Below are 23,831 nucleotides of genomic sequence, written 5' to 3'. Positions count from 1 at the left end.
TGTAGCCGAAAGAGGTTGCCGCTGTGTTTATTTGGTGAAGAAGTGTTGTGCGGCAGGGTAATACGTAGGGCGGGCGCCGTTGCGTGCGGAACACGTCGGCCCGACGTGGTCACCGGCTATTCAATTATGTTGGTGCATAGTACAAGTCGATACCACTCGGCTTTTCGTCTAGCGCTTGACGGGCGAAGCCTTGAAACGGCCACAAGTTGCGGTACTCTGCGCCGTGCTGGCGGCGGCGAGTTCGGATCCGTTGAAGCGCTGGCAAATCGGAGACAGCTTGCAAATAAACGTGTGCCAGCTCACAAAACGCAGGTGATTCGGGTCACCATTTGTTTGCCGACCTCGTCCACGCGTCGATTCCGGAAAGGCCACTATGACCTGCGTAAATGGAAGCGCAACCGCGGCGTGATGGGCTCGTTACCGAACGGAGATATCCGATTTCCGAAGATGACGAACGCGCCGGGGTCTTCTACGGTCCCTGTTAGCCCACAACGGGTTACGGAAGAGTAGATCGAATAATTGAATCCACGGACCCGCGTGTGAGCGGCGCTACGGACGGCGAAAGCCCGACCGTGGTCGGTGGGTAACCCCCGCCGGGCAGACTTGGCCCGCCGCTGCCGTGCCTGACCCAGACGGCACGTTTCAAAGCAGGCACCAAACAAACAGCTTCAGCCCACATCCGTGGGCTTGCTTTGGCGCGCGCACCGCGAAAGGAAGTAACTTGCAGAACGTCCGAAAGACGCTCATCCTTGCCGCGGTCACGGGCACGCTCGTGACCATCCCATCGGCCGCCGCTCACGCGGACCCGGCACCGGCGGGCTTCGACCCGAACGCGCCGGCGGCCGGCCCCGCCCCGGACGCTCCGCCGCCGCCGGCCCCGGACGCTCCGCCGCCGCCGGCTCCGGACGCTCCGCCGCCGCCGGCTCCGGACGCTCCGCCGCCGCCGGCTCCCGACGCTCCGCCGCCTGGCCCGGACGTCCCGCCGCCTCCTGCTCACCGGGCGTACAGCGTGAACTGGGATGCCATCGCGCAGTGCGAGTCGGGTGGCAACTGGGGGATCAGCACCGGTAACGGGTTCTCCGGTGGCCTGCAGTTCACCCCGAGCACCTGGCACGCCAACGGCGGGTCGGGCTCCCCGGCCGGCGCAAGCCGCGAGGAGCAGATCCGGGTCGCCGAGAACGTGCTGCACTCGCAGGGCATCGGCGCCTGGCCGGTCTGCGGACACCGCGGCTGAGCCGCAGCCGCAATCGACGGCTTCGCTGTCACACATATATAAGAGGTGCCGGGCCATTGTGCCCGGCACTTCTTAGCTCCAGGTGGCCCGAGCGTCGGGTAGCGTCGGGCCCGTGACCGCAACGCCGCGCGAATTCGACATTGTGCTGTATGGGGCGACCGGGTTCGTCGGGAAGCTCACCGCCGAATACCTGGCCGGCTCGGGACCGGACAAGAGGATCGCACTGGCCGGCAGATCGACCGACCGGTTGCGCGCCGTCCGCGACACGCTGGGCGAAACCGCGCAGTCTTGGCCCATTCTCAACGCCGACGCCGCCTCGCCCTCGACACTCAACGAGATGGCGGCCCGCGCCCAGGTCGTCATCACCACGGTCGGGCCCTACACTCGCTACGGGTTGCCGCTGGTGACCGCCTGCGCCGCCGCGGGCACCGACTACGCCGACCTGACCGGCGAGGCGATGTTCGTCCGCGACAGCATCGACCAGTACCACAAGCAGGCCGCGGATACCGGCGCTCGCATCGTACATGCGTGCGGATTCGATTCCGTCCCTTCGGACCTCAGCGTGTATGCGCTCTACCGGGCGGCGCGAGATGGCGGCGCCGGAGAGCTTCTCGACACCGACCTGGTGGTTCGCTCCTTCTCGGGCGGCGTGTCCGGCGGGACCGTCGCGTCGATGTTGGAGGTGCTGGACACCGCCTCCCGCGATCCCGACGCCCGCCGCCAACTCGCCGACCCGTACACCCTGACCACCGACCGCAGCGCCGAACCCGAAATCGGTCCCCAGCCGGATCTGCCCTGGCGGCGCGGTCGTCGGATTGCACCGGAACTGAGCGGGTTGTGGACGGCAGGCTTCCTGATGGCGCCCTACAACACCCGAATCGTGCGGCGCAGCAACGCATTGCTCGACTGGGCCTACGGCCGCCAGCTGCGCTACAGCGAGAGCATGAGCCTGGGCTCGTCGCCGCTGGCTCCGGTGGCATCCGCCGTGGTGGGCGGCGTCGGCGCCGCGACGTTCGGATTGGGCAGCCGGTACTTCCGGCTGCTGCCACGCAAACTGGTGGAGCGCATCGTGCCCAAGCCCGGAACCGGCCCGAGCGAGGCCGCCCGGGAACGCGGCTACTACCGGATCGAGACCTTCACCACCACAACCACCGGCGCCCGCTACGTGGCACGCATGGAGCAGCGCGGTGACCCGGGCTACAAGGCGACGTCGGTGTTGTTGGGGGAGTGCGGCCTCGCGCTGGCATTGGACCGCGACAAACTTCCCGATCTGCACGGCGTTCTCACCCCCGCAGCCGCGATGGGCGACGCACTACTGGAGCGATTCCCCGCGGCGGGCGTGACATTGGAGGTCGAGCGGCTGGGTTAGTGACCCGGCTCACGCATTTGGGCGCTTACACGAGGGCAAATACCGCTCCCTAGAATTGACGGGTGACCGCCAGCCGCAGCCCCGCCACCGACCTCCCCAAGTCATGGGATCCCGGTGCGGTAGAAAGCGCCATCTACCAGAAGTGGGTGGACGCGGGATACTTCACGGCAGACCCGAACAGCGCCAAGCCCGGGTATTCGATTGTGCTGCCACCGCCGAACGTGACCGGCAGCCTGCACATGGGCCACGCGCTCGAACACACCATGATGGACGCCCTGACCCGCCGCAAGCGGATGCAGGGATGTGAGGTGTTGTGGCAGCCGGGCATGGACCACGCGGGCATCGCGACGCAGAGCGTGGTGGAAAAGCAGCTTGCGGTCGACGGCAAGACCAAAGAGGACCTCGGCCGGGAGCTGTTTGTCGAGAAGGTCTGGGAGTGGAAGTGGGAGTCCCGCGGCGCCATCGGCGACCAGATGCGCCGGCTCGGCGACGGGGTGGACTGGAGCCGCGACCGGTTCACCATGGACGAGGGCCTGTCCCGTGCGGTCCGCACCATTTTCAAGCGGCTCTATGACGCCGGGTTGATCTATCAGGCCGAGCGGCTGGTCAACTGGTCGCCGGTGCTCGAGACGGCGATCTCCGACATCGAGGTCGTATACGAGGACGTCGACGGCGAGCTAGTGTCGTTCCGGTACGGCTCGATGGACGATTCGCAACCACACATCGTCGTGGCCACCACCCGGATGGAGACGATGCTCGGCGACACCGCGATCGCGGTGCATCCTGGCGACGAGCGCTACCGCCACCTGGTCGGTTCCAGCTTGCCGCATCCTTTTGTGGACCGGCAGCTTCTCATCGTCGCAGACGAGCACGTGGATCCCGAATTCGGAACCGGCGCAGTCAAAGTCACGCCCGCGCACGACCCCAACGACTTCGAGATCGGTTTGCGGCATCAGCTGCCGATGATCTCGATCATGGACACCAAGGGCCGAATCGCCGACACCGGAACCCAATTCGACGGCATGGACCGCTTTCAGGCCCGCGTTGCGGTGCGGGAGGCGCTGGCGGCGGAGGGCCGGATCGTCGAGGAGAAGCGGCCGTACCTGCACAGCGTTGGGCACTCTGAGCGCAGCGGGGAGGTCATCGAACCGCGGCTGTCGCTGCAGTGGTGGGTCCGGGTGGAATCGCTGGCCAAGGCCGCCGGCGACGCGGTGCGCAACGGGGACACCGTGATTCACCCGGCCAGCATGGAACCGCGCTGGTTTGCCTGGGTCGACGACATGCGCGACTGGTGCATCTCGCGTCAGCTGTGGTGGGGCCACCGCATCCCGGTCTGGTACGGCCCCGACGGTGAACAGCGCTGCGTGGGTCCCGACGAAACGCCGCCAGAAGGCTGGGAGCAGGATCCCGACGTGCTGGACACCTGGTTCTCGTCCGGGCTGTGGCCGTTCTCCACGCTGGGCTGGCCGGAGAAGACCCCGGAGCTCGAAAAGTTCTATCCCACAAGCGTTCTGGTTACCGGCTACGACATCCTTTTTTTCTGGGTGGCCAGAATGATGATGTTCGGCACCTTCGTCGGCGACGACGATGCCATCACCCTGGACGGCCGCCGCGGCCCGCAGGTGCCGTTCACCGACGTCTTCCTGCACGGGCTGATCCGCGACGAGTCGGGCCGCAAGATGAGCAAGTCCAAGGGCAACGTCATCGACCCGCTGGACTGGGTGGAAATCTTTGGGGCCGATGCCCTGCGGTTCACGCTGGCCCGCGGCGCCAGTCCCGGCGGTGACCTGGCGATCGGCGAAGACCATGTGCGGGCCTCGCGCAACTTCTGTACCAAGCTGTTCAATGCCACCCGCTACGCGCTGCTCAATGGCGCCAAGCTGGCCCCGCTGCCCGCGCCGGCCGAGCTCACCGATGCCGACCGATGGATCCTCGGACGACTGGAAGAGGTTCGGGCGGAAGTCGATTCGGCATTCGACAACTACGAGTTCAGTCGCGCCTGCGAGGCGCTCTATCACTTCGCGTGGGACGAATTCTGCGACTGGTATGTCGAATTGGCCAAGACTCAACTGGCCGAAGGGATTACGCACACCACCGCCGTGCTGGCGGCGGTGCTGGACACCCTGTTGCGGTTGTTGCACCCGGTGATCCCGTTCATCACCGAGGCCCTCTGGCAGGCCCTGACCGACGGAGAGGCCCACCATGAGTCGCTGGTGATCGCCGAGTGGCCGCAGTCGTCCGGGATCGTCCTGGATCATGTTGCCGCGCAGCGGATCACCGACATGCAGAAGTTGGTGACCGAGGTCAGGCGGTTTCGCAGCGATCAAGGACTGGCGGATCGGCAGAAGGTGCCGGCCCGGATGGCCGGTGTCGACGAATCCGATCTGGGCGCCCAGGTGAGCGCGGTGACGTCGCTGGCGTGGCTCACCGCCCCGGGCCCGGAGTTCAGCCCTTCGGCGTCGGTGGAAGTGCGGCTGAGTGGCGGCACCGTCGTGGTCGAGCTCGACACCTCGGGCACCATCGACGTCGACGCCGAACGTCGCCGGCTGGAAAAGGATTTGGCCGCGGCGCACAAGGAGCTGGCGTCGACCACCGCCAAGTTGGCCAACGAAGCCTTCTTGGGCAAGGCCCCGCAAAACGTCGTCGAGAAGATCCGCGACCGTCAGCGCCTGGCCCAGGAGGAGACCGAGCGGATCAACGCGCGGCTGGCCGGACTGAAGTGACCGATCCGCCCGAGTGGCCGCAGGACGAGCTTCCCGACGCGGTTCCCGACGCGGCCCCCACCCCGGACGAAATCGCGTCGTTGCTGCAGGTCGAGCACCTGCTGGACCAGCGCTGGCCGGAGACCAAGATCGAGCCGAGCCTGACCCGGATCAGCGCGTTGATGGACTTGCTGGGCTCACCGCAACTGGCCTACCCGTCGATCCACATCGCCGGCACCAACGGCAAGACCTCGGTGGCGAGGATGATCGACGCGCTCATCACCGCGCTGCATCGGCGCACCGGGCGCACCACCAGCCCGCACCTGCAATCGGCGGTGGAACGCATTTCGATCGACTCCAAGCCGATCAGCCCGGCCCAGTACGTGGCGACCTACCGCGAGATCGAGCCGTTCGTCCAGATGGTCGACGCGCAGTCGCAAGCCGACGGCGGACCCGCGATGAGCAAGTTCGAGGTGCTGACCGCGATGGCGTTCGCCGCGTTCGCCGACGCCCCCGTCGACGTCGCCGTGGTCGAGGTGGGAATGGGCGGACGCTGGGATGCCACCAACGTGATCAACGCCCCGGTAGCGGTCATCACCCCGATCTCCATCGACCACGTCGAATACCTGGGCGACGATCTCGCCGGCATCGCGGGGGAGAAGGCCGGGATCATCACCAGGGCTCCCGACGGCGCACCCGATACCGTCGCGGTCATAGGGCGTCAGGCCCCCGAGGCGATGGAAGTGCTGTTGGCGCAAACCGTGCAGGCCGATGCCGCGGTGGCCCGCGAGGATTCGGAGTTCGCCGTGCTGGACCGCCAGGTCGCCATCGGCGGGCAGGTGCTGCAGCTGCAGGGCCTGGGCGGGGTGTATTCCGATGTCTACCTGCCGCTGCACGGCGAACACCAGGCGCACAACGCCGTTTTGGCCCTCGCGGCGGTTGAGGCATTCTTCGGCGCCGGTGCGCAGCGGCAGCTCGACGTCGAGGCGGTTCGTGCCGGTTTCGCCGCCGTCGCCAGCCCGGGCCGGCTGGAGCGGATGCGCAGCGCGCCGACGGTGTTCATCGACGCCGCCCACAATCCCGCCGGCGCGGCCGCGCTCGCGCAGGCCCTGGCCGGCGAATTCGACTTCCGCTACCTCGTCGGGGTGCTCGGCGTGCTCGCCGACAAGGACGTCGACGGGATCCTCGCCGCGTTGCAGCCGGTGTTCGACGCCGTCGTGGTGACCCACAACGGATCCCCGCGCGCGCTCGACGTCGAATCGCTGGCCCTGGCGGCGCGCGAGCGGTTCGGACCCGACCGGGTGAGCACCGCCGAAAACCTTCGCGACGCCATCGACGTCGCGACCGCTTTGGTGGATGACGCCGCGGCCGACGGGCCGGCCGAAGCGTTCTCCGGGACCGGGATCGTCATCACCGGCTCGGTGGTCACCGCCGGGGCGGCGCGAACGCTGTTTGGGCGTGACCCGCAATGAGTGACGTTCCCGACAACCCCGAGGAGCAGGTCCCGGCGTCACCGGCTGACCCGTGGCGAAGCTTCGGCGCCGTGATGGCCCTGACGCTGTTCCTGGAAGCGATCGTGGTGCTGCTGGCCATCCCGGTGGTGGGCGCGGTCGGCGGCGGCCTGACGACCGCGTCGCTGGTCTACCTGATCGGGCTGGCCGTCCTGCTGATCCTGATGGCCGGGGTGCAGCGCAAACCCTGGGCGATCTGGGCCAACCTGGGCGTGCAGGTGATCCTGCTCGCCGGCTTCGTGGTCTACCCCGGGGTCGGGTTCATCGGCTTGCTGTTCACCGGGCTGTGGGGCCTGATCGCCTACTTCCGGGCCGAGGTCCGGCGCAGGCAGGGATAGGACGCGATAGGGCGGGTGTCGCGGGCCCGGCCGCCGTCGCCCGACCCCGGGGCGCGGGATTATGTACTCTGTCCGCCGTGACCGAACGGACATTGGTAGTGATCAAGCCCGATGGCGTCCAGCGGCAGCTGGTGGGGGAGATCATCGGCCGCATCGAGCGCAAAGGCCTCGCCGTCACCGCGCTGGAGCTCCGGTCCGTCAGCCGCGACCTCGCCGCCCAGCACTACGCGGAACACGAGGGCAAGCCCTTCTTCGAGTCTCTGCTGGAGTTCATCACCTCGGGACCGGTGGTGGCGGCCATCGTGGAGGGGCCCCGGGCGATCGCAGCGTTTCGGCAGCTCGCGGGTGGTACCGACCCGGTGGAGAAGGCGATCCCCGGCACGATCCGCGGCGATTTCGGCCTTGAGACGCAGTTCAACCTGGTGCACGGGTCCGACTCGATCGAGTCCGCGAAGCGGGAGCTCGCGCTCTGGTTCCCCAACGCTTAGAGCTGCGGCGATAGCGCCCGCGGCGGCATTCCGAGCGGCTTTGCTGACGCCGTCTGCATCAGGTGTGGCTGGGCCCGCGACGTGATGTGGGATACTGGTTTCGGGTGAACGTCGCCGGACCGGCGTCAGACACCCGAATGAAGACTTAGACAAGCGCGACCATAGCCCCGTCGCCTTGGTTCGCTGCATGTCAGGCCGTCATTCAGCACGGCGCCGAGTGGGTTCTTACCTGGGCCGCTCGGGGCGAGACCATCACAAGCCCGGGAAGAAGTGACCCGGGCCCATAGCGAAGCCCTCGCGTGGCCGCGTCGCAACGACGCGCCCGGGGGCTTGAGGAGAATACGTGGTAGACGGTGCACCGACTGCAGACCCATCAGAAGAATCGACTCGGCCTGGGGAACTGCCGGACCGCCTGAGAGTTCATTCGCTGGCCAGAACGCTGGGAACCACCAGCAAGCGGGTGCTGGACGCGCTGAGCGAGCTGGACGGGCGCATCCGCAGCGCACACTCCACCGTGGACCGTGACGACGCGGTCCGGGTACGGGACCTGCTGGCAGCCGCGCAGCCTCCGGCAGGCGCGGAGAACGCGGACAGCGCCGAAGTGAAAGCCGCCGCGGAGGGCGAACCCGAATCCCGGCTGATGCTCGAGACCCCGGACAGCGCCGCCGAGCGGCCGCACTACATGCCGCTGTTCGTCGCGCCGCAGCCGATCGACCCCCGCGAGGAGGCCGGCACCGACGACAGCTCCGACGACTCCGACGACTCCGACGACTCCGACGGCGACGACGACGAGCAGGCCGACCGGCCGTCGAACCGGCGTCGGCGCCGCGGCCGCCGCGGTCGTGGCCGCGGGCGCGGTGAGCAGGGCGGACCCGACGGCCAGGGCGACGACGGCGACGACGACGAGGTGCAACCGCGGGGCAAGAAGGGCGCTCAGGCGGACTCCGCCGATTCCGAGGACTCCGACGGCCAAGACTCCGACGACTCCGATGACGCGGACGACTCCGACAATGGTGACGACGGCTCGGGCGACGGCGGCAGCCGTCGCCGCCGGAGGCGCCGCCGGCGCAAATCCGGATCGGGCGACGACAACGACGAGGGGTCATCGCCCGACGACCCGCCCAACACGGTGGTGCACGAGCGGCCGCCACGCAACGGCAAGGCCGGCGGAGACGACTCCGGCGGCCCGAACAACGAGATCAAGGGCATCAACGGCTCCACCCGGCTGGAGGCCAAGCGGCAACGGCGCCGGGACGGCCGCGACGCCGGACGGCGCCGCCCCCCGGTGCTGAGCGAGGCCGAATTCCTGGCGCGCCGCGAGGCCGTCGAGCGGATGATGGTCGTGCGCGACCGGGTCCGCACCGAGCAGCCGCATCAGGGGTCGCGCTACACCCAGATCGCGGTGCTCGAGGACGGCATCGTCGTCGAACACTTCGTCACGTCGGCCGCGTCGGCCTCCCTGGTGGGCAACGTCTACCTGGGCATCGTGCAGAACGTGTTGCCCTCGATGGAGGCGGCGTTCGTCGACATCGGCCGCGGCCGCAACGGCGTGCTCTACGCCGGCGAGGTCAACTGGGAGGCCGCCGGACTCGGCGGATCGGACCGCAAGATCGAGCAGGCGCTCAAACCCGGCGACTACGTCGTCGTCCAGGTCAGCAAGGACCCGGTCGGGCACAAGGGCGCACGGCTCACCACGCAGGTGTCGCTGGCGGGTCGCTACCTGGTCTATGTGCCGGGCGCGTCGTCGACCGGGATCAGCCGCAAGCTGCCCGACACCGAACGCCAGCGACTCAAGGAGATCCTGCGCGAAGTGGTGCCATCCGACGCCGGGGTGATCATCCGGACCGCGTCCGAGGGCGTCAAAGAAGAGGACATCCGGAGCGACGTCACCCGCCTGCAGGAGCGCTGGAAGCAGATCGAAGCCAAGGCGATCGAGATCAAGGAGAAGGCGGCCGGCGCCGCGGTGGCTCTCTACGAAGAGCCCGATGTGCTGGTCAAGGTCATCCGCGACCTGTTCAACGAGGACTTCGCCGGCCTGGTCGTCTCCGGTGACGAAGCCTGGACCACGATCAACGACTACGTGAATTCCGTTGCCCCCGACTTGGTTTCGAAGCTGACGAAGTACGAGCCGCCCGCCGGGCCGGAGGGGCAGGCCGGGCCGGACGTGTTCGCGGTGCATCGCATCGATGAGCAGTTGGCCAAGGCGATGGAGCGCAAGGTGTGGCTGCCGTCGGGCGGCACGCTGGTCATCGACCGCACCGAGGCCATGACGGTGGTCGACGTCAACACCGGCAAGTTCACCGGATCCGGGGGCAACCTCGAGCAGACGGTCACCAAGAACAACCTCGAGGCGGCCGAGGAGATCGTCCGCCAGCTGCGGCTGCGCGACATCGGCGGCATCGTGGTCATCGACTTCATCGACATGGTGCTGGAGTCCAACCGCGACCTGGTGCTGCGGCGACTGACCGAGGCGCTGGCCCGCGACCGCACCCGCCACCAGGTGTCCGAGGTGACGTCGCTGGGTCTGGTCCAGCTGACCCGCAAGCGGTTGGGCACCGGCCTGATCGAGGCCTTCTCGACGTCGTGTCCGAACTGCGGCGGACGCGGGATCCTGCTGCACGCCGACCCGGTGGATTCGGCCCCGTCGAACGGGCGCAAGTCCGAATCCGGTGGGGGTGGCCGCCGGGGCAGGCGCAAGAAGAACAAGCCCGAAGAGCAGGTGGTGGCCAAGGTGCCCACCCACGCTCCCGGTGAGCACCCGATGTTCAAGGCGATGGCCGCCGGCTCCTCGACGCCGTCCGACGGCGAGGAATCCGACGAGACCACCGAGGACACCGCCGAGGAGTTCGACCAGGAGAAGGCGGCGCGCGCGGGCGACGTCGGGGACACCGACCAAGAGGACTTCGAGGACAACGACCAAGAGGACTACGACGACACCGACGACGAGGACTCGGATGACGACGAGGACGACGACGAGGACTCGGATGACGAGGACTCGGATGACGATGACGCGGATGACGACGAGGACCTCGACGACGAGGATATCGATGACGAAGAGGATCTCGGCGACGACGACGAGGATCTCGAGCTCGACGACGACGATTTGGACACCGAAGACGACGATTCCGACGACGCCGATGCCCGACGGGGCTCTGCAGTGGCCGACCAGGCCGGCCCGGGACGCCCCCGGCGCAGACGCGCCGCGGGAAGGCCGGCCGGCCCGCCGATCCATGCGGACTGAACCGGCTGACCGGCAGGCGAAGGCCGGGTCCGGTTTGACCCTGTAGCCGCTGGTCACGTACCCTTGGACAGTTGTCGTCAGGCCGGGCGAGGAAAACTTTGGCCGGCGGCAGCGGGACTCCCGGGGAATCGGCGCAGGCCCGCAACCCAGACCCACCACGTGCACCGCGGCTGGTTCGCGCGCGACGCGCAGAGCAGCGGTTAGAAGAAGGAGCAGGAGCGACGATGGCGACCTACGCAATCGTGAAGACCGGCGGCAAGCAGTACAAGGTCGCCGTCGGGGACGTGGTCAAGGTCGAGAAGCTCGAATCCGAGCCCGGCTCGAACGTGTCGCTGCCGGTCGCCCTGGTGGTGGACGGCGCCAAGGTGACCACCGACGCGGCCGCGCTGGCCAAGGTCGCGGTGACCGGCGAGGTCCTCGAGCACACCAAGGGCCCCAAAATCCGTATCCACAAGTTCAGGAACAAGACCGGCTATCACAAGCGTCAGGGGCACCGTCAGCAGCTGACGGTCCTGAAGGTCACCGGAATCAAGTAGCGGAGGCGAAGACATGGCACACAAGAAGGGCGCTTCCAGCTCGCGCAACGGTCGCGATTCCGCCGCGCAGCGGCTGGGTGTGAAGCGATTCGGCGGCCAGGTCGTCAAGGCGGGCGAGATCATCGTTCGCCAGCGCGGCACCAAGTTCCACCCGGGCGTGGGTGTCGGGCGCGGCGGGGACGACACGTTGTTCGCCAAGGAAGCCGGCGCCGTCGAGTTCGGTCTCAAGCGCGGCCGCAAGACCGTCAACATCGTGGCCGCCGGGCAAGCCACCGACTGACCGTGTTCCCGGGCCCAGCCCGGTGATTTCGGCGCCCGGTGGTAGGTGAGAGGACCCACGATGCCTCGGTTCGTCGACCGCGTCGTCATCCATGCGCGTGCCGGTGCCGGGGGTAACGGCTGCGCGTCGGTCCATCGCGAGAAGTTCAAGCCGCTCGGCGGCCCCGACGGAGGCAACGGCGGCCGCGGCGGCAGCATTGTCTTCGTCGTCGATCCGCAGGTGCACACCCTGCTCGACTTCCATTTCCATCCGCACGTCTCCGCGCCCTCGGGCAAGCAGGGGATGGGCAATAACCGCGACGGCGCCGCCGGCGCCGACCTGGAAGTCAAGGTGCCCGACGGCACCGTCGTCCTCGACGAAAATGGTCGGTTGCTGGCCGACCTGGTCGGCGCGGGCACCCGCTTCGAAGCCGCCGCGGGTGGACGCGGTGGGCTGGGCAACGCCGCTCTTGCATCGCGGGCACGCAAGGCCCCCGGCTTTGCGCTGCTGGGCGAACAGGGCCAGACTCGCGACCTGACTCTGGAACTCAAGACTGTCGCCGACGCCGGCCTGATCGGCTTTCCCTCGGCCGGCAAATCTTCGCTGGTGTCCACGATCTCGGCGGCCAAGCCCAAGATCGCCGACTACCCGTTCACCACGCTGGTTCCCAACCTCGGCGTGGTGTCGGCGGGTGATCACACCTTCACCGTCGCCGACGTGCCCGGCCTGATCCCGGGTGCCTCCCAGGGCCGCGGCCTGGGCCTGGATTTCCTCCGGCACATCGAGCGATGCGCCGTGCTGGTGCATGTCGTCGACTGCGCGACTGCCGAACCCGGCCGCGACCCGATCTCCGATATCGACGCGTTGGAGGCCGAACTCGCCGCGTATACGCCCACCCTGCAAGGGGATGCGACGTTGGGTGATCTCACCGAGCGGCCCCGCGCGGTGGTACTGAACAAGATCGACGTGCCGGAGGCGCGCGAGCTCGCCGAATTCGTTCGTGACGAGATCGCCGAGCGTGGCTGGCCGGTGTTCCTGGTGTCAACGGTGACGCGAGAGGGTCTGCAGCCGTTGATTTTCGGGCTGTGGAAGATGATCTCGGACTATCAGGCCGCCCAGCCCGAAATCGTGCCGCGGCGTCCGGTGATTCGCCCGGTTCCCGTCGACGACAGCGGCTTCAGTGTCGAGCCGGATTCTCAGCAGCCGGGCGCCTTCGTCGTCAGCGGCGCGCGGCCCGAACGCTGGGTCCGCCAGACCAATTTCGACAACGACGAGGCCGTCGGATATCTCGCCGACCGCCTGGCGCGCCTCGGTGTCGAAGAGGAGTTGCTGCGGCTGGGTGCGCGACCGGGTTGCGAAGTGACCATCGGGGACATGACTTTCGATTGGGAGCCGCAAACGCCTGCAGGGCAACAGGCTGCCTTGTCGGGCCGCGGCACCGACGCACGGTTGGAGCGTACCGAGCGTATCGGCGCGGCGGAACGTAAGGCCGCCCGGCGCCAGCGCCGCGAACGCGGTGAGGAGTCGTGAGCCCCCACCGCGACGTCATCCGCAATGCTCGCAGCCTGGTGGTCAAGGTCGGGACCAACGCGCTGACCACCCCGGCCGGGGTGTTCGACGCGGGCCGGCTGGCCGGGCTGGCCGATGCGATCGAGGCGCGGATGAAGGCGGGTACCGACGTCGTCATCGTGTCGTCGGGAGCCATTGCGGCCGGCATCGAGCCGCTCGGATTGTCTCGTCGTCCCAGGGATTTGGCGACAAAGCAGGCCGCGGCCAGCGTCGGTCAGGTCGCCCTGGTGAATTCGTGGAGTGCCGCGTTCGCCCGCTATGGCCGCACGGTCGGGCAGGTGCTGCTGAGCGCGCACGACATCTCGATGCGGGCCCAGCACACCAACGCCCAGCGCACGCTGGACCGGCTGCGCGCACTGCACGCGGTGGCCATCGTCAACGAGAACGACACCGTGGCCACCAACGAGATCCGGTTCGGCGACAACGACCGGCTTTCGGCGCTGGTGGCTCACCTGGTTGGCGCCGAGGCCCTGGTCTTGCTGTCCGACATCGACGGGCTCTATGACTCGGATCCGCGAAAGTCCGACGGCGCGCGGTTCATCCCGGAGGTGTCGGGCTCCGTGGATCTGATCGGCGTAATCGCCGGTCCCGGAAGCGATTTGGGCACGGGCGGGATGACCTCGAAGATGTCCTCGGCGCTGCTCGCCGCCGACGCGGGCGTCCCGGTATTGCTGGCGGCCGCAACCGACGCCGCTACCGCGCTCACCGACGCTTCGGTCGGCACGGTGTTCGCCGCGCGACCGGTGCGGATGTCAGCACGGCGGTTCTGGGTGCGTTATGCCGCCGAGGCGGCCGGCGCACTGGCCCTGGACGAGGGCGCGGTGCGCGCCGTGGTGCGGCAGCGCCGCTCGTTGCTGCCCGCCGGGATCACCGCGGTGTCGGGAAGGTTCTACGCCGGCGACGTCGTCGAATTGCGCGGCCCGGACGCGGTGCTGGTGGCCCGTGGCGTGGTCGCTTACGACGCCACCGAGCTGGCCACCATGGTGGGCCGCTCAACCTCGGAACTGCCCGGTGAGCTGCGCAGGCCCGCCGTGCACGCCGACGACCTGGTGGCCGTGTAGGGGACGATCCCGGCGTGCGCCGTGGCCGGCGCAGCTAGGGGACTAAGCCGTGGTCGCCACTTCGGGACTAATAGGTGATTCCCAAACCTGCTCGCGCATGCGTTAGCACGTTTGGGATTGACCTCATGGTCGGACTGTCGGCTCATCGAGATGAGTCGGGGTCAGTGCTCTGAGGTTGGCTTCAGATACAGTGCGCCCCAGACGATTTCGGCCAGGGTGGCGGCCAGCTCGGCGTCGTAGTCGGGGGGCTTCGTCGGCAGGTTCTGCTGGCAGGCCCGCTCGACCATCCAGGTCAGCGCGCTGGCGGTGGTGAGCGCGGCCAGCTCGGGACGGATCGAGCCGTCGGCCTGGCCATCTTCGATGACATGGGTCAGCTGCTCGGAGATGCCGGTCAGCAGCTCGCGATACGTTTCCGCCGTCGGGGGGTCGTAGGCGGCCATTTCGTTGAGCGCGACCAGCACCGCCTGATGGCGCCGGTAGGTGGCGATGATGCGGCCCATCGCGGTCCGCACGTCGTCCGGGTCGTGCCGCCCCGCCACGCTCCACCAGCTCCGCGCGCCGTCGGTCAGATCGCCGAACACCTGGCTCGCCAGCCGGCGCAGCAGATGACCCTTGTCCTCGAAGTAGATGTAGAAGCTGGCCCGGGAAATGCCGGCCTCGCCCGAGAGCCGGTCCACGCTGAGTTCGGTGAAGCTCGCGCCGTCGCGCATCAGCCGTTCGGTGGCGTCCAGCAGGCGGCGCTCCATCTGTTCGCGGCGCTGCTCACGCGCCGCACCTCGGTGTCCCTGCGGCTTGCGGGTCAGCGACGGCATGCGCCGAGCATAACCGAGCCCTCGACATATTGACTAGACATAGTGTCTAGGCATATTGTCGCGAGGAATCTGTGACCGGGGTCATACGAGACGGAGGATCACCATGGCCGTGATGACGGGTAAGTCTGAGACCGGCAAGTCCGGTCGCGCCTACGACGAGATCGATCTGTCCTCGCGGGCGTTCTGGTCCACCACCGCGGCGGACCGGGAACGCTCGTTCGCCGTGCTGCGGGCCGAGCGGCCGGTGAGCTGGCATCCCCCGGTCGAAGACTCCCTGATGCCCGATCCAACCGACCCCGGCTTCTGGGCGGTCACCCGGCGCGCCGACATCGTCGCCGTCAGCCGCAACAGCGAGGTCTTCCTGTCCGGCCAGGGGGTGATGTTCGAGAGCATCCCGGTGGAGCTGCTCGAGGCGTCGCAGTCGTTCCTGGCGATGGACCCGCCGCGACACACCAAGTTGCGCAAGCTCGCGCACGCCGCGCTCAGCCCCCGCCAGGTCCGCCGCATCGAGGACTCAATCAAAGCCAACGCCAAGGCCATCGTCGACGAACTGCGGACCGCCGGCAGCGGTGTGGATTTCGTCGACCACTGCGCCAAAGAACTGCCCATCCGCACCCTGTCGGACATGATGGGGATTCCGGAATCCGAGCGGGACCGCATGGCGCACGCCACCGACGCCCTGGTGTCCTGGGCCGACCCGGAATTCCTCAACGGGCGCCCGGCGATGGAAGTCTTGGTGGAAAACCAGCTGTATCTGCACCAAGTCGTCGGCGCCCTGGCCACCGAACGTCGTGAGCACCCCGGCGACGATCTGATCAGCAGCCTGGTCACCGCCGAGGTGGACGGCGACCGTCTGGAAGACGCGGAGGTGGCCGCGTTCTTCGTCCTGCTCTCCGTCGCGGGCAACGACACGACCCGCCAGACCATCAGCCACACCCTGAGGGCGCTCACCGATTTCCCCGGCGAAAAAGCGTGGCTGCTGGAGGATTTCGACAACCGGATCGGAACGGCCGTCGAGGAATTCATCCGCTGGGCGACGCCGGTCATGACCTTCCGCCGCACCGCCGCAACGGATACCGAGCTGGGTGGTCAGACCATTCGGGCGGGGGAGAAGGTGGTGATGTTCTATCCTTCGGGCAACTGGGACACCGACGTGTTCGACCACCCGGAACGGTTGAATTTGAGCCGCGATCCCAATCCGCACGTCGGCTTCGGCGGTGGCGGACTGCACTTCTGCCTCGGTGCGCACGTGGCCCGGGCGCAGCTGCGGGCCATCTTCGCGGAGCTGTTTCGGCAGTTGCCCGACATCCGGGCGGGTGAGCCGGCCTACCTGGCGGGCAATTTCGTGCACGCCATCCGCAGCATGCCGTGCACCTTCTAATGCGTTGACAGGGGCGCCAACTCGTCGGCAAGCAGCGTCAGCAACTCCGAGCACCCGCCGTCGACCTTGACGGTGGCCAGGTCGTCGCCGCGGGTCCCGCCGCGGTTGATGATGGCGATCGGGATGCCCAGCGCGGCGGCGTGGCGCACGAACCGGTAGCCGGAGAACACGGTCAGCGACGAGCCGGCGACCAATAGCGCTTCGGCCTGCTCCACCAACCTAAACGATTCTGCCACAACGCCTTTGGAGACGCTTTCGCCGAAGTAGACGATGGCCGGCTTGAGCATGCCGCCGCAGCGGTCGCAATCCAAATACCGGAACGACGCGGTGTCCGCGACGACGGCGTCGGCGTCGGGAGCCACCGCCAGCCCGCCGATCGCTTCGGCGCGCTCGATGAACCCGGGGTTGAGCGCCTCCAGCCGTTCGGCCAATGCCGCACGGGTCATGATGGCTCCGCAGCTTAGGCAGACCACCTGCGCGAAGGTGCCGTGCAGGTTGATGACGTTGCGGCTGCCGGCCTTGGAGTGCAGCAGATCGACGTTCTGGGTGATGACGCCTGTGACCACCGACGCGTCCTCGAGTGCGGCCAGCGCCCGATGGCCCGCGTTGGGCAGGGTGTCGTCCATGTGCCGCCAACCGACGTGGTTGCGTGCCCAGTACCGCTGCCGAAACGCCGGATCGCCGGTGAACTGGCGGATGGTCATGGGATTGCTCGGCGGTGAATCCGGCCCGCGGTAGTCGGGAATGCCCGAATCGGTGGAGATGCCCGCACCGGTCAGCACCGCGATCCGGCGACCGGCCAGCAGCGCGACCAGTTCAGGAGATTCTGCGCAGCCGACGGTCACCTGATCCAGCGTAGGAGATTCAGCCCAGGCAGTCGGCCGCGGTCGTGAGCTCGGCAGACATGTTCCGCTGCATCATCTTGCACGCCGCCTCGCCCAGGTCGGCGTCGATGTGTGCGACCGCATCGGTCGGGATCACGACGGGGAAGTGCCGAACGTAGGCGTCCAGCGCCGTATAGAGGATGCATTGCTCGGTGACCTGACCGGTGATGATCAACCGCTTGGTGTCCAGCCGGCCGAGCAGATACGCCAGCGCCGTGGCATAAAACGCGCTGTGCCGGACCTTGGTCATCACGCGGCAGGCGTCGGTCGGCAGGATCGGCTTCACCAGATCGGGCCGGTCCCCGTCGCACGCGGAATGGACGATGTCGGAGAACTCCGCGGTGAAATCGCCGTAGTTGTCGTTGACGTACACCAGGTCGACGTCGTCGGATTCGCGTGCCCGCCGAACCAAATCGGCCAACGGGTCAATGATCTTCTCGACATTGGGTATTAGATTTTCAGCGTCGGGATGCTGATACGTATTCATCATGTCGACTACTAGGACGGCCGTGTCGCTCATGCCCTCGGGGATACCCGGCGGCTACGAGTTGACACGCATGGGGCGACAATGGAAGGGCGATGGACTTTTACAACGCTTACAGCCAGGGCTTTGCCCGTGTCGCCGCCTGCACGCACCACACCGCCATCGCCGACCCGGCGGCGAATGCCGAGTCGGTTCTGCGGATGGCCAGCCAGTGCCACGACGACGCCGTCGCACTGGCCGTCTTTCCGGAACTGACGCTGTCCGGGTATTCCATCGAAGACATCGTGCTGCAGGACCTGTTGCTCGACGACGTCGAAAAGGCCATCGCGGACATCGTCGCGGCCTCCGCCGAGCTGTTGCCGGTCTTGGTCGTCGGTGCCCCGCTGCGCCATCGACACCGCATCTACAACGCCGCTGTGGTCATCCACCGCGGCGCCGTGCTCGGGGTGGCGCCGAAGTCGTATCTGCCCACCTATCGGGAGTTCTACGAGCGCCGCCAGATCGCGCCGGGGGACGACGAGCGCGGCACCATCCGCCTCGCGTGCGTCGACGTCGAGGTGCCGTTCGGCCCGGATCTGCTTTTCGAGGCCTCCGACCTGCCGGGCTTTGTGCTGCACGTGGAAATCTGCGAGGACATGTTCGTACCGATTCCGCCCAGCGCGGAAGCCGCGCTGGCGGGCGCCACGGTGCTGGCCAACCTGTCCGGCAGCCCGATCACCATCGGCCGCGCCGAGGAACGCTGCCTACTGGCCCGTTCGGCCTCATCGCGTTGCCTGGCCGCCTACGTGTATTCGGCTGCGGGAGAGGGCGAATCGACGACCGACCTGGCGTGGGACGGTCAGACCATGGTGTTCGAGAACGGTGTGATGCTGGCCCAGTCCGAGCGCTTCCCCAAGGGCGAGCGACGCAGCATCGCCGACGTCGACATCGAATTGCTCCGCTCCGAACGGCTCCGGATGGGCACGTTCGACGACAACCGGCGCCACCACCGGACGACGACGGAGGCGTACCGGCGCATCGAGTTCCGGCTGGACCCGCCGGGCGGCGACGTCGGACTGCGGCGCGACATCGAGCGCTTCCCGTTCGTTCCCGCCGATCCGCAACGGCTGGAACAGGATTGCTTCGAGGGTTACAACATCCAGGTCGCCGGTCTCGAACAGCGGCTGCGTGCGCTGGATTTCCCGAAGGTCGTCATCGGAATTTCCGGTGGGTTGGACTCGACGCACGCCCTGATCGTTGCCGCGCGCGCGATGGATCGCGAACAGCGGCCGCGCAGCGACATTCTGGCGTTCACCCTGCCCGGGTTCGCGACCGGCGACCGCACCAAACGCAACGCGGCCGAGCTGTGCCGCACGCTGGGCGTGACGTTCTCCGAGATCGACATCCGCAAGTCCGCGGAGTTGATGCTCAAGGAGATGGATCACCCGTTCGCGCGCGGCGAGAAGGTGTACGACGTCACCTTCGAAAACGTCCAGGCCGGTTTGCGCACCGACTACCTGTTCCGGCTGGCCAACCAGCGGGGCGGGATCGTGCTGGGCACCGGCGACCTGTCCGAGCTCGGGTTGGGCTGGTCGACATACGGTGTCGGCGACCAGATGTCGCACTACAACGTCAACGCCGGCGTGCCCAAGACGCTGGTCCAGCACCTGATCCGCTGGGTGATCTCGTCGGAACAGTTCGAGCCCGAGGTCAGCGAGGTGCTGCAGTCGGTGCTCGACACCGAGATCACCCCCGAGCTGGTGCCCAGCGGCGAGGAGGAAAAGCTGCAGAGCAGCGAGGCGAAGATCGGTCCCTTTGCGCTGCAGGACTTTTCACTGTTCCACGTGCTGCGCTACGGATTCCGGCCGTCGAAGATCGCCTTCCTGGCGTGGCACGCATGGAGCGACCCCGAACACGGTATCTGGCCGCCCGGCTTCCCCGACGACAAGCGGCCGTCCTACTCGCTGAAGGAAATTCGGCACTGGCTGCAGGTCTTCGTGCAGCGGTTCTACTCGTTCAGCCAGTTCAAGCGCTCGGCCTTGCCCAACGGGCCCAAGGTATCGCACGGGGGTGCACTGTCGCCGCGGGGGGATTGGCGCGCGCCGTCCGATATGTCCGCGCGCATCTGGCTCGACGAGATCGAACGCGAAGTCCCCGAGGACTAGCGCGCGCCGAGGGCCCGCCCGGGCGCGCCGAGCGGGCCCATCGGCATTCGTGCTCAGGCCTTTGCGCGGCGCCATCCCTGGTATTGCACTTCGGCGAACACCAGCGTGTAAACGCCGGCCGCCAGGTTCAACACCACGCCGGTCGACGTCAACGGAAAGACATCCGCGAGCACGAGAACTGTTGCGGCCACCGTGTATGCCACGTTCGCGATGATGACGGCCATGCCGGCGCGCCGCACCGACGGCAGGCTGGCCAGCCCGAACACGACCACGCCGTAGGCGATCAAGAACGCGCCCATGCCGTATTCGAATGCCTTCGTGGTGCCCGAGAGCTCGGCGAGCCAGCCGGCCACCGGCATGCCGGCCAGGCCGACCAGTCCACTGATGGCGGCGTCGGCGCGCATGGCAAGGCGTAGCAGGCCGTCCCGGGTGCCCGTGCGGTCAATCGTGGGAGCGGACATGATGTTCCTTTCTCGATGGCGAACTGCGATCGCCACCGACGCTGCCCGCAAACCACTGCCAGATCGACGCCAGCCGCTGCCAAACACTGCCAACCGCAGGTCAATAGGGGTGACGCGCGCTCAGCGCTCGTAGGTCCCGGTCAGCGTGCCCCGCGCCAGCACGTGCCCGCGCATGGCGGCCAGCAGTCCCTTGGCGTTGGTCACGGTGTCCGGGAGGACGGCGTCGAGCGCGAACACGTGAAAGCGGTAGTGGTGTGGCCCATGCCCGGGAATCGGTCGTGGTCCGGCGTAGCCGTGGTGCCCCAGATCGGCCCGCAGGAAGCGGATTCCCGGGCAACCCGGTTGCAGTGCGCCCGCGGCCACGTCGTCCACACTCGGTTCGATCAGCGCGGCGCTGTGCACCAGGGGGCGGGGGAACGGAACGTCGACGTCGTCGATGACGAGCGCCAGCTGCCGCGTGCCGGGCGGCGGTCCCGCCCAGCGCAACGGCGGCGACATGTTGTCACCCACACCCTGTCCCGCGCTGGACGCCGGCATGGCGCCGCCGTCGGCGAACGCGGTGCTGGTGACCGTGATGGTGGTGGGCGCCTCGAATGCGGCACCGGCGAGCGGACTCCGGTGGGCACCCGCGCGCACACCGCGCAGCATCCGGCCCAGTCGCTCGATCATGCGCCGCTGCCCGCGCCGCGCATCGCCACCGCGGGTGAGCGCAGCAGGTCGCCCAATTCGCCGGGCAGGTAGCCCTGCCGGGCAAGCCGGGGCAATACGCCGCCGCTCTCGATGATGTCGAGGATGAGGTCGGGCAGCCTCGGGACGGTACCCGAGGCGCCGGTGGTGTCGTTGCGCCAGCTGCCGTCGGCGAGGTCGAACGTTCCGGTGTCGCGGTCGCTGAACGCCGAGGTGGCCCCGGGGACGGTGATTGCCGGCAGCCCGGAGTTCACGGCGTTGCGGAAGAACAGCGAGTTGAATTCCTCGGCGACCAGTCCGGCGACGCCGAGCTCGACGAACAACGCCGCCACCGGTCGTGAAGAGCCGAGCCCGAAGTTCTTGCCGGCCAACACGATATCGCCCTGGGATACCTCGTCGGTCCAGCCGGGCCGGACCTCGTAGAAGACATGCTTGGCGGCTTCGGCCGGTTCCATCTTCATGGCGAACGCGGGATACATGCCGTCGGTGTTCAGGTTGTCGCCGAACACCCATACTTTGCCGCTGAAACGTAGCGTCATGCGGTCACACTCCTGGGGTCGCTGATGTAGCCGGCGATCGCGGACGCGGCGACGGTGGCAGGGGAGGCCATGTAGATTTCGGCTTCGGGGCTGCCCATGCGCCCGGTGAAGTTGCGGGTGCTGGCCGTGATGCACACCTCGCCCGGCCCCACCACGCCCATGTGGTAGCCGAAACAGGCTCCGCAGGTGGAGTTGGTGACGACCGCGCCGGCGTCGGCGAGGTCCTGCAGGTAGCCGCGTCGCATCGCCTCGCGGTAGACGGCCTGCGAGGCGGGCGTCACCAGCAGCCGCACGCCCGGTGCGACGGTCTTGCCGCGCAACACCTGTGCGGCGATCTGCAGATCCTCCAGCTGACCGTTGGCGCAGGAACCGATGAACGCCTGGTCGATTTTCTGCTTGCCCAATTGCGAGACCGGCGAACCGTTGCGGCTGACGGTGCCCGGACGCGCGACATAGGGTCCAGCGCCGTCAGGTCGACGTGCCGGATGTCGTGGTAGTCGGCGCCGGAATCCGGTGTGACGGTGTCGAATCCGGTGACCCCTCGTTCGTCGAGGAACGATGCCAACACGTCGTCGGGCTCGAATGTGCTGAAATCGGCCGACACCTCGGCGCCCTGGGTCGCGATGGTCCGCCGATCGTGCATCGGGATGCCGGCCAGGCCGGGCCCGCCGAACTCGAGGTTCAAATTGGGCGCATCACCGTACTCGTTGGCGATGTGCAGGAAGATGTCCTTGCCGCTCACCACGTCCGGTTTGGCGCCGTCGAATTCGTAGCGGAGGGTCGGCGCGACCTGGAACCAGGTGGAACCGGTGCACATGATCGAATAGATCTCGGCGGGACCCAGTCCGCGCGCCGCGGTGTTGTATGCGCCGGCGGCACACGTGTGAGAGTCGGTGCAGGCCAGCACTTCTCCCGGGCGGGCCAGCCGGTTCTCCGCGATCACCTGATGGCAGATGCCATGCCGGCCGACGTCGTAGAAGCGCTCGATGCCGAAGTCGGCAACGAATTTGCGGGCGTGGTGGCCGCCCTCGGCGTCCTTGATGGTCGGTGCGGGCACGGCGTGATCCATGATCACCGCGAGCTTGTCGGGGTCGTGGATCCGGTTGGGCTGTATCCACATGGTGGCGAACTGCAGGTCGATTAGGACGGTCATGTCGACGTCGACCACGACGGTGTCACCCGGCGCCACCGAATCCAGCCCGGCCTTACGAGCGAAGATCTTTTCGATGATGGTCATGCTCATGAGCGGTCCTTGGTGGTGTGTGCGTACTTGTCGTCGAGCGCCCGCCATTCCGACATACCCACCAGGTTGAAGAAGTCACCCGGGGAGGTCGGCAACTGGGCGGCGAGGTCGGTGCCGTTGAGCTCGCACAGGCTTTGCAGCATGGCGAATGTCGTTTGCATCAGCAGATTGCTGGGGTGGATGGCGATCGCGTATCCAAGCTCCTGCAGGCGCGACGCCGACTGCGGTGGTGTCAGGCCGCCGAGCACCAGGTTGATCGGCAGGGGAGCGTCCACTTCGTGTGCGATGCGTTCGATTTCGCCGACGTCCTGCGGCGCCTCGACGAAGATGATGTCGGCACCCGCCTGCGCGTACCGGTTGGCGCGCTCGATCGCGGCATCCAGGCCGAGCGGTCCGCGCGCGTCGGTGCGGGCCACCACCAGCAGGTTGTCATCGGATCGGGCGTCCAGTGCGGCCGCGAGCGTCTGTTCGAACACCGCCGCGTCGACGACCTGCTTGTCCGGCAGATGACCGCAGCGCTTGGGCAGCACCTGGTCCTCCAGCTGGATGGCGGCCACCCCGGCCGCGTCGTAGGAACGAACCGTGCGCACCACGTTCATAGGTCCGCCGTAGCCGGTGTCGGCGTCGGCGATCAGCGGGAGATCGCCCAAGGCGCCGGTGATCATCGCGACCCGCTCGGCCATCTCGGTCGCGGTGACCAGGCCGATGTCGGGCAATCCGAAACCCGACGCCGCCACGCCGGCGCCGGTCATGTATGCCGCGACCTGCCCGGTTCGTCTGGTCAGGTGCGCCGATATTCCGTCGAAAACACCTGGTGCAACGATGAGTTCGCGCTTGTCCAGCAATTCTTTCAACCGCTGACGGGCGGGTGTTGTTGCCATCTTGCGT

General features: G+C 67.7%; 20 protein-coding genes and 1 pseudogene. 13 read left to right on the top strand and 8 right to left on the bottom strand.

Annotated elements, in window-relative coordinates:
• The first annotated feature begins 721 nt into the window (after positions 1 to 721).
• The 11 genes from G6N50_RS11710 to proB all read left to right on the top strand — a co-directional run bounded on the left by G6N50_RS11710 (position 722) and on the right by proB (position 14,308).
• Entirely contained in the window at positions 722 to 1,234 is a 513-nt protein-coding gene (locus tag G6N50_RS11710) for a transglycosylase family protein (protein WP_083096954.1), read from the top strand.
• 112 nt (positions 1,235 to 1,346) lie between these two features.
• A complete protein-coding gene (locus G6N50_RS11705) occupies positions 1,347 to 2,603 on the top strand; it encodes a saccharopine dehydrogenase family protein (protein ID WP_083096955.1) in 1,257 nt (418 codons plus the stop codon).
• Positions 2,604 to 2,665: 62 nt separating this feature from the next.
• Positions 2,666 to 5,326, top strand: a complete 2,661-nt coding sequence (locus tag G6N50_RS11700) for a valine--tRNA ligase (protein WP_083096957.1) — start codon at positions 2,666 to 2,668, stop codon at positions 5,324 to 5,326.
• The gene (folC, locus tag G6N50_RS11695) at positions 5,323 to 6,777 is read left to right on the top strand and encodes a bifunctional tetrahydrofolate synthase/dihydrofolate synthase (protein ID WP_083096959.1); all 1,455 of its coding nucleotides are present in this window, start codon (positions 5,323 to 5,325) and stop codon (positions 6,775 to 6,777) included. Before G6N50_RS11700 ends, folC begins: the two co-directional genes overlap by 4 nt.
• Complete coding sequence (locus tag G6N50_RS11690; protein ID WP_083096961.1) at positions 6,774 to 7,154, top strand: DUF4233 domain-containing protein; 381 nt, start codon at positions 6,774 to 6,776, stop codon at positions 7,152 to 7,154. The genes folC and G6N50_RS11690 overlap by 4 nt, the downstream gene beginning before the upstream one ends.
• Positions 7,155 to 7,231: 77 nt before the next feature.
• The gene (gene ndk / locus G6N50_RS11685; protein WP_083096962.1) at positions 7,232 to 7,642 is read left to right on the top strand and encodes a nucleoside-diphosphate kinase; all 411 of its coding nucleotides are present in this window, start codon (positions 7,232 to 7,234) and stop codon (positions 7,640 to 7,642) included.
• Positions 7,643 to 7,985: 343 nt separating this feature from the next.
• Positions 7,986 to 10,883, top strand: a complete 2,898-nt coding sequence (locus G6N50_RS11680) for an Rne/Rng family ribonuclease (protein WP_083096964.1) — start codon at positions 7,986 to 7,988, stop codon at positions 10,881 to 10,883.
• A 224-nt stretch (positions 10,884 to 11,107) separates the two neighbouring features.
• The gene (rplU, locus tag G6N50_RS11675; RefSeq protein WP_007769829.1) at positions 11,108 to 11,419 is read left to right on the top strand and encodes a 50S ribosomal protein L21; all 312 of its coding nucleotides are present in this window, start codon (positions 11,108 to 11,110) and stop codon (positions 11,417 to 11,419) included.
• A 13-nt stretch (positions 11,420 to 11,432) separates the two neighbouring features.
• Positions 11,433 to 11,699 carry a 50S ribosomal protein L27 gene (gene rpmA, locus G6N50_RS11670; RefSeq protein ID WP_067829783.1) on the top strand — a complete coding sequence of 89 codons (267 nt, stop codon included), beginning with the start codon at positions 11,433 to 11,435 and terminating at the stop codon, positions 11,697 to 11,699.
• Positions 11,700 to 11,759: 60 nt separating this feature from the next.
• A complete protein-coding gene (gene obgE / locus G6N50_RS11665; RefSeq protein WP_083096966.1) occupies positions 11,760 to 13,208 on the top strand; it encodes a GTPase ObgE in 1,449 nt (482 codons plus the stop codon).
• Complete coding sequence (proB, locus tag G6N50_RS11660; protein WP_083096968.1) at positions 13,205 to 14,308, top strand: glutamate 5-kinase; 1,104 nt, start codon at positions 13,205 to 13,207, stop codon at positions 14,306 to 14,308. Before obgE ends, proB begins: the two co-directional genes overlap by 4 nt.
• A 161-nt stretch (positions 14,309 to 14,469) precedes the next feature.
• On the opposite strand, the gene G6N50_RS11655 is transcribed toward proB, so the two are convergent.
• Positions 14,470 to 15,120, bottom strand: coding sequence for a TetR/AcrR family transcriptional regulator (locus tag G6N50_RS11655; protein ID WP_083096970.1), 651 nt, complete (start codon positions 15,118 to 15,120; stop codon positions 14,470 to 14,472).
• Between the two features lie 103 nt (positions 15,121 to 15,223).
• Between G6N50_RS11655 and G6N50_RS11650 the strand changes: the two genes are divergently transcribed.
• Positions 15,224 to 16,501, top strand: coding sequence for a cytochrome P450 (locus G6N50_RS11650; protein ID WP_083096972.1), 1,278 nt, complete (start codon positions 15,224 to 15,226; stop codon positions 16,499 to 16,501).
• On the opposite strand, the gene G6N50_RS11645 is transcribed toward G6N50_RS11650, so the two are convergent.
• Together G6N50_RS11645 and G6N50_RS11640 are read right to left on the bottom strand one after the other, a co-directional pair.
• A complete protein-coding gene (locus G6N50_RS11645; protein WP_083096974.1) occupies positions 16,498 to 17,346 on the bottom strand; it encodes an SIR2 family NAD-dependent protein deacylase in 849 nt (282 codons plus the stop codon). The two genes, G6N50_RS11650 and G6N50_RS11645, sit on opposite strands and share 4 nt — an antisense overlap.
• Positions 17,347 to 17,365: 19 nt before the next feature.
• A complete protein-coding gene (locus G6N50_RS11640; RefSeq protein ID WP_083096976.1) occupies positions 17,366 to 17,905 on the bottom strand; it encodes a cysteine hydrolase family protein in 540 nt (179 codons plus the stop codon).
• Positions 17,906 to 17,964: 59 nt separating this feature from the next.
• Between G6N50_RS11640 and G6N50_RS11635 the strand changes: the two genes are divergently transcribed.
• A complete protein-coding gene (locus tag G6N50_RS11635; protein ID WP_083096978.1) occupies positions 17,965 to 20,013 on the top strand; it encodes an NAD(+) synthase in 2,049 nt (682 codons plus the stop codon).
• A 53-nt stretch (positions 20,014 to 20,066) separates the two neighbouring features.
• On the opposite strand, the gene G6N50_RS11630 is transcribed toward G6N50_RS11635, so the two are convergent.
• The 5 genes and pseudogenes from G6N50_RS11630 to G6N50_RS11610 all read right to left on the bottom strand — a co-directional run bounded on the left by G6N50_RS11630 (position 20,067) and on the right by G6N50_RS11610 (position 23,824).
• A complete protein-coding gene (locus G6N50_RS11630) occupies positions 20,067 to 20,474 on the bottom strand; it encodes a hypothetical protein (RefSeq protein ID WP_083096980.1) in 408 nt (135 codons plus the stop codon).
• A gap of 120 nt (positions 20,475 to 20,594) precedes the next feature.
• Positions 20,595 to 21,143, bottom strand: coding sequence for a YbhB/YbcL family Raf kinase inhibitor-like protein (locus tag G6N50_RS11625; protein ID WP_083096982.1), 549 nt, complete (start codon positions 21,141 to 21,143; stop codon positions 20,595 to 20,597).
• Positions 21,140 to 21,700, bottom strand: a complete 561-nt coding sequence (locus tag G6N50_RS11620) for a LeuD/DmdB family oxidoreductase small subunit (RefSeq protein WP_083096984.1) — start codon at positions 21,698 to 21,700, stop codon at positions 21,140 to 21,142. Before G6N50_RS11620 ends, G6N50_RS11625 begins: the two co-directional genes overlap by 4 nt.
• Positions 21,697 to 22,943, bottom strand: a pseudogene (locus G6N50_RS11615) (3-isopropylmalate dehydratase large subunit). The gene G6N50_RS11620 and the pseudogene G6N50_RS11615 overlap by 4 nt, the downstream one beginning before the upstream one ends.
• Positions 22,940 to 23,824 carry an isocitrate lyase/PEP mutase family protein gene (locus G6N50_RS11610; protein ID WP_083096986.1) on the bottom strand — a complete coding sequence of 295 codons (885 nt, stop codon included), beginning with the start codon at positions 23,822 to 23,824 and terminating at the stop codon, positions 22,940 to 22,942. The pseudogene G6N50_RS11615 and the gene G6N50_RS11610 overlap by 4 nt, the downstream one beginning before the upstream one ends.
• Positions 23,825 to 23,831 lie beyond the last annotated feature (7 nt).

Source organism: Mycobacterium mantenii, assembly GCF_010731775.1.
GTDB lineage: Bacteria > Actinomycetota > Actinomycetes > Mycobacteriales > Mycobacteriaceae > Mycobacterium > Mycobacterium mantenii.
The sequence above is the reverse complement of the archived record's forward strand: the minus strand, read 5'-3'. Positions and strand labels throughout refer to the sequence as shown.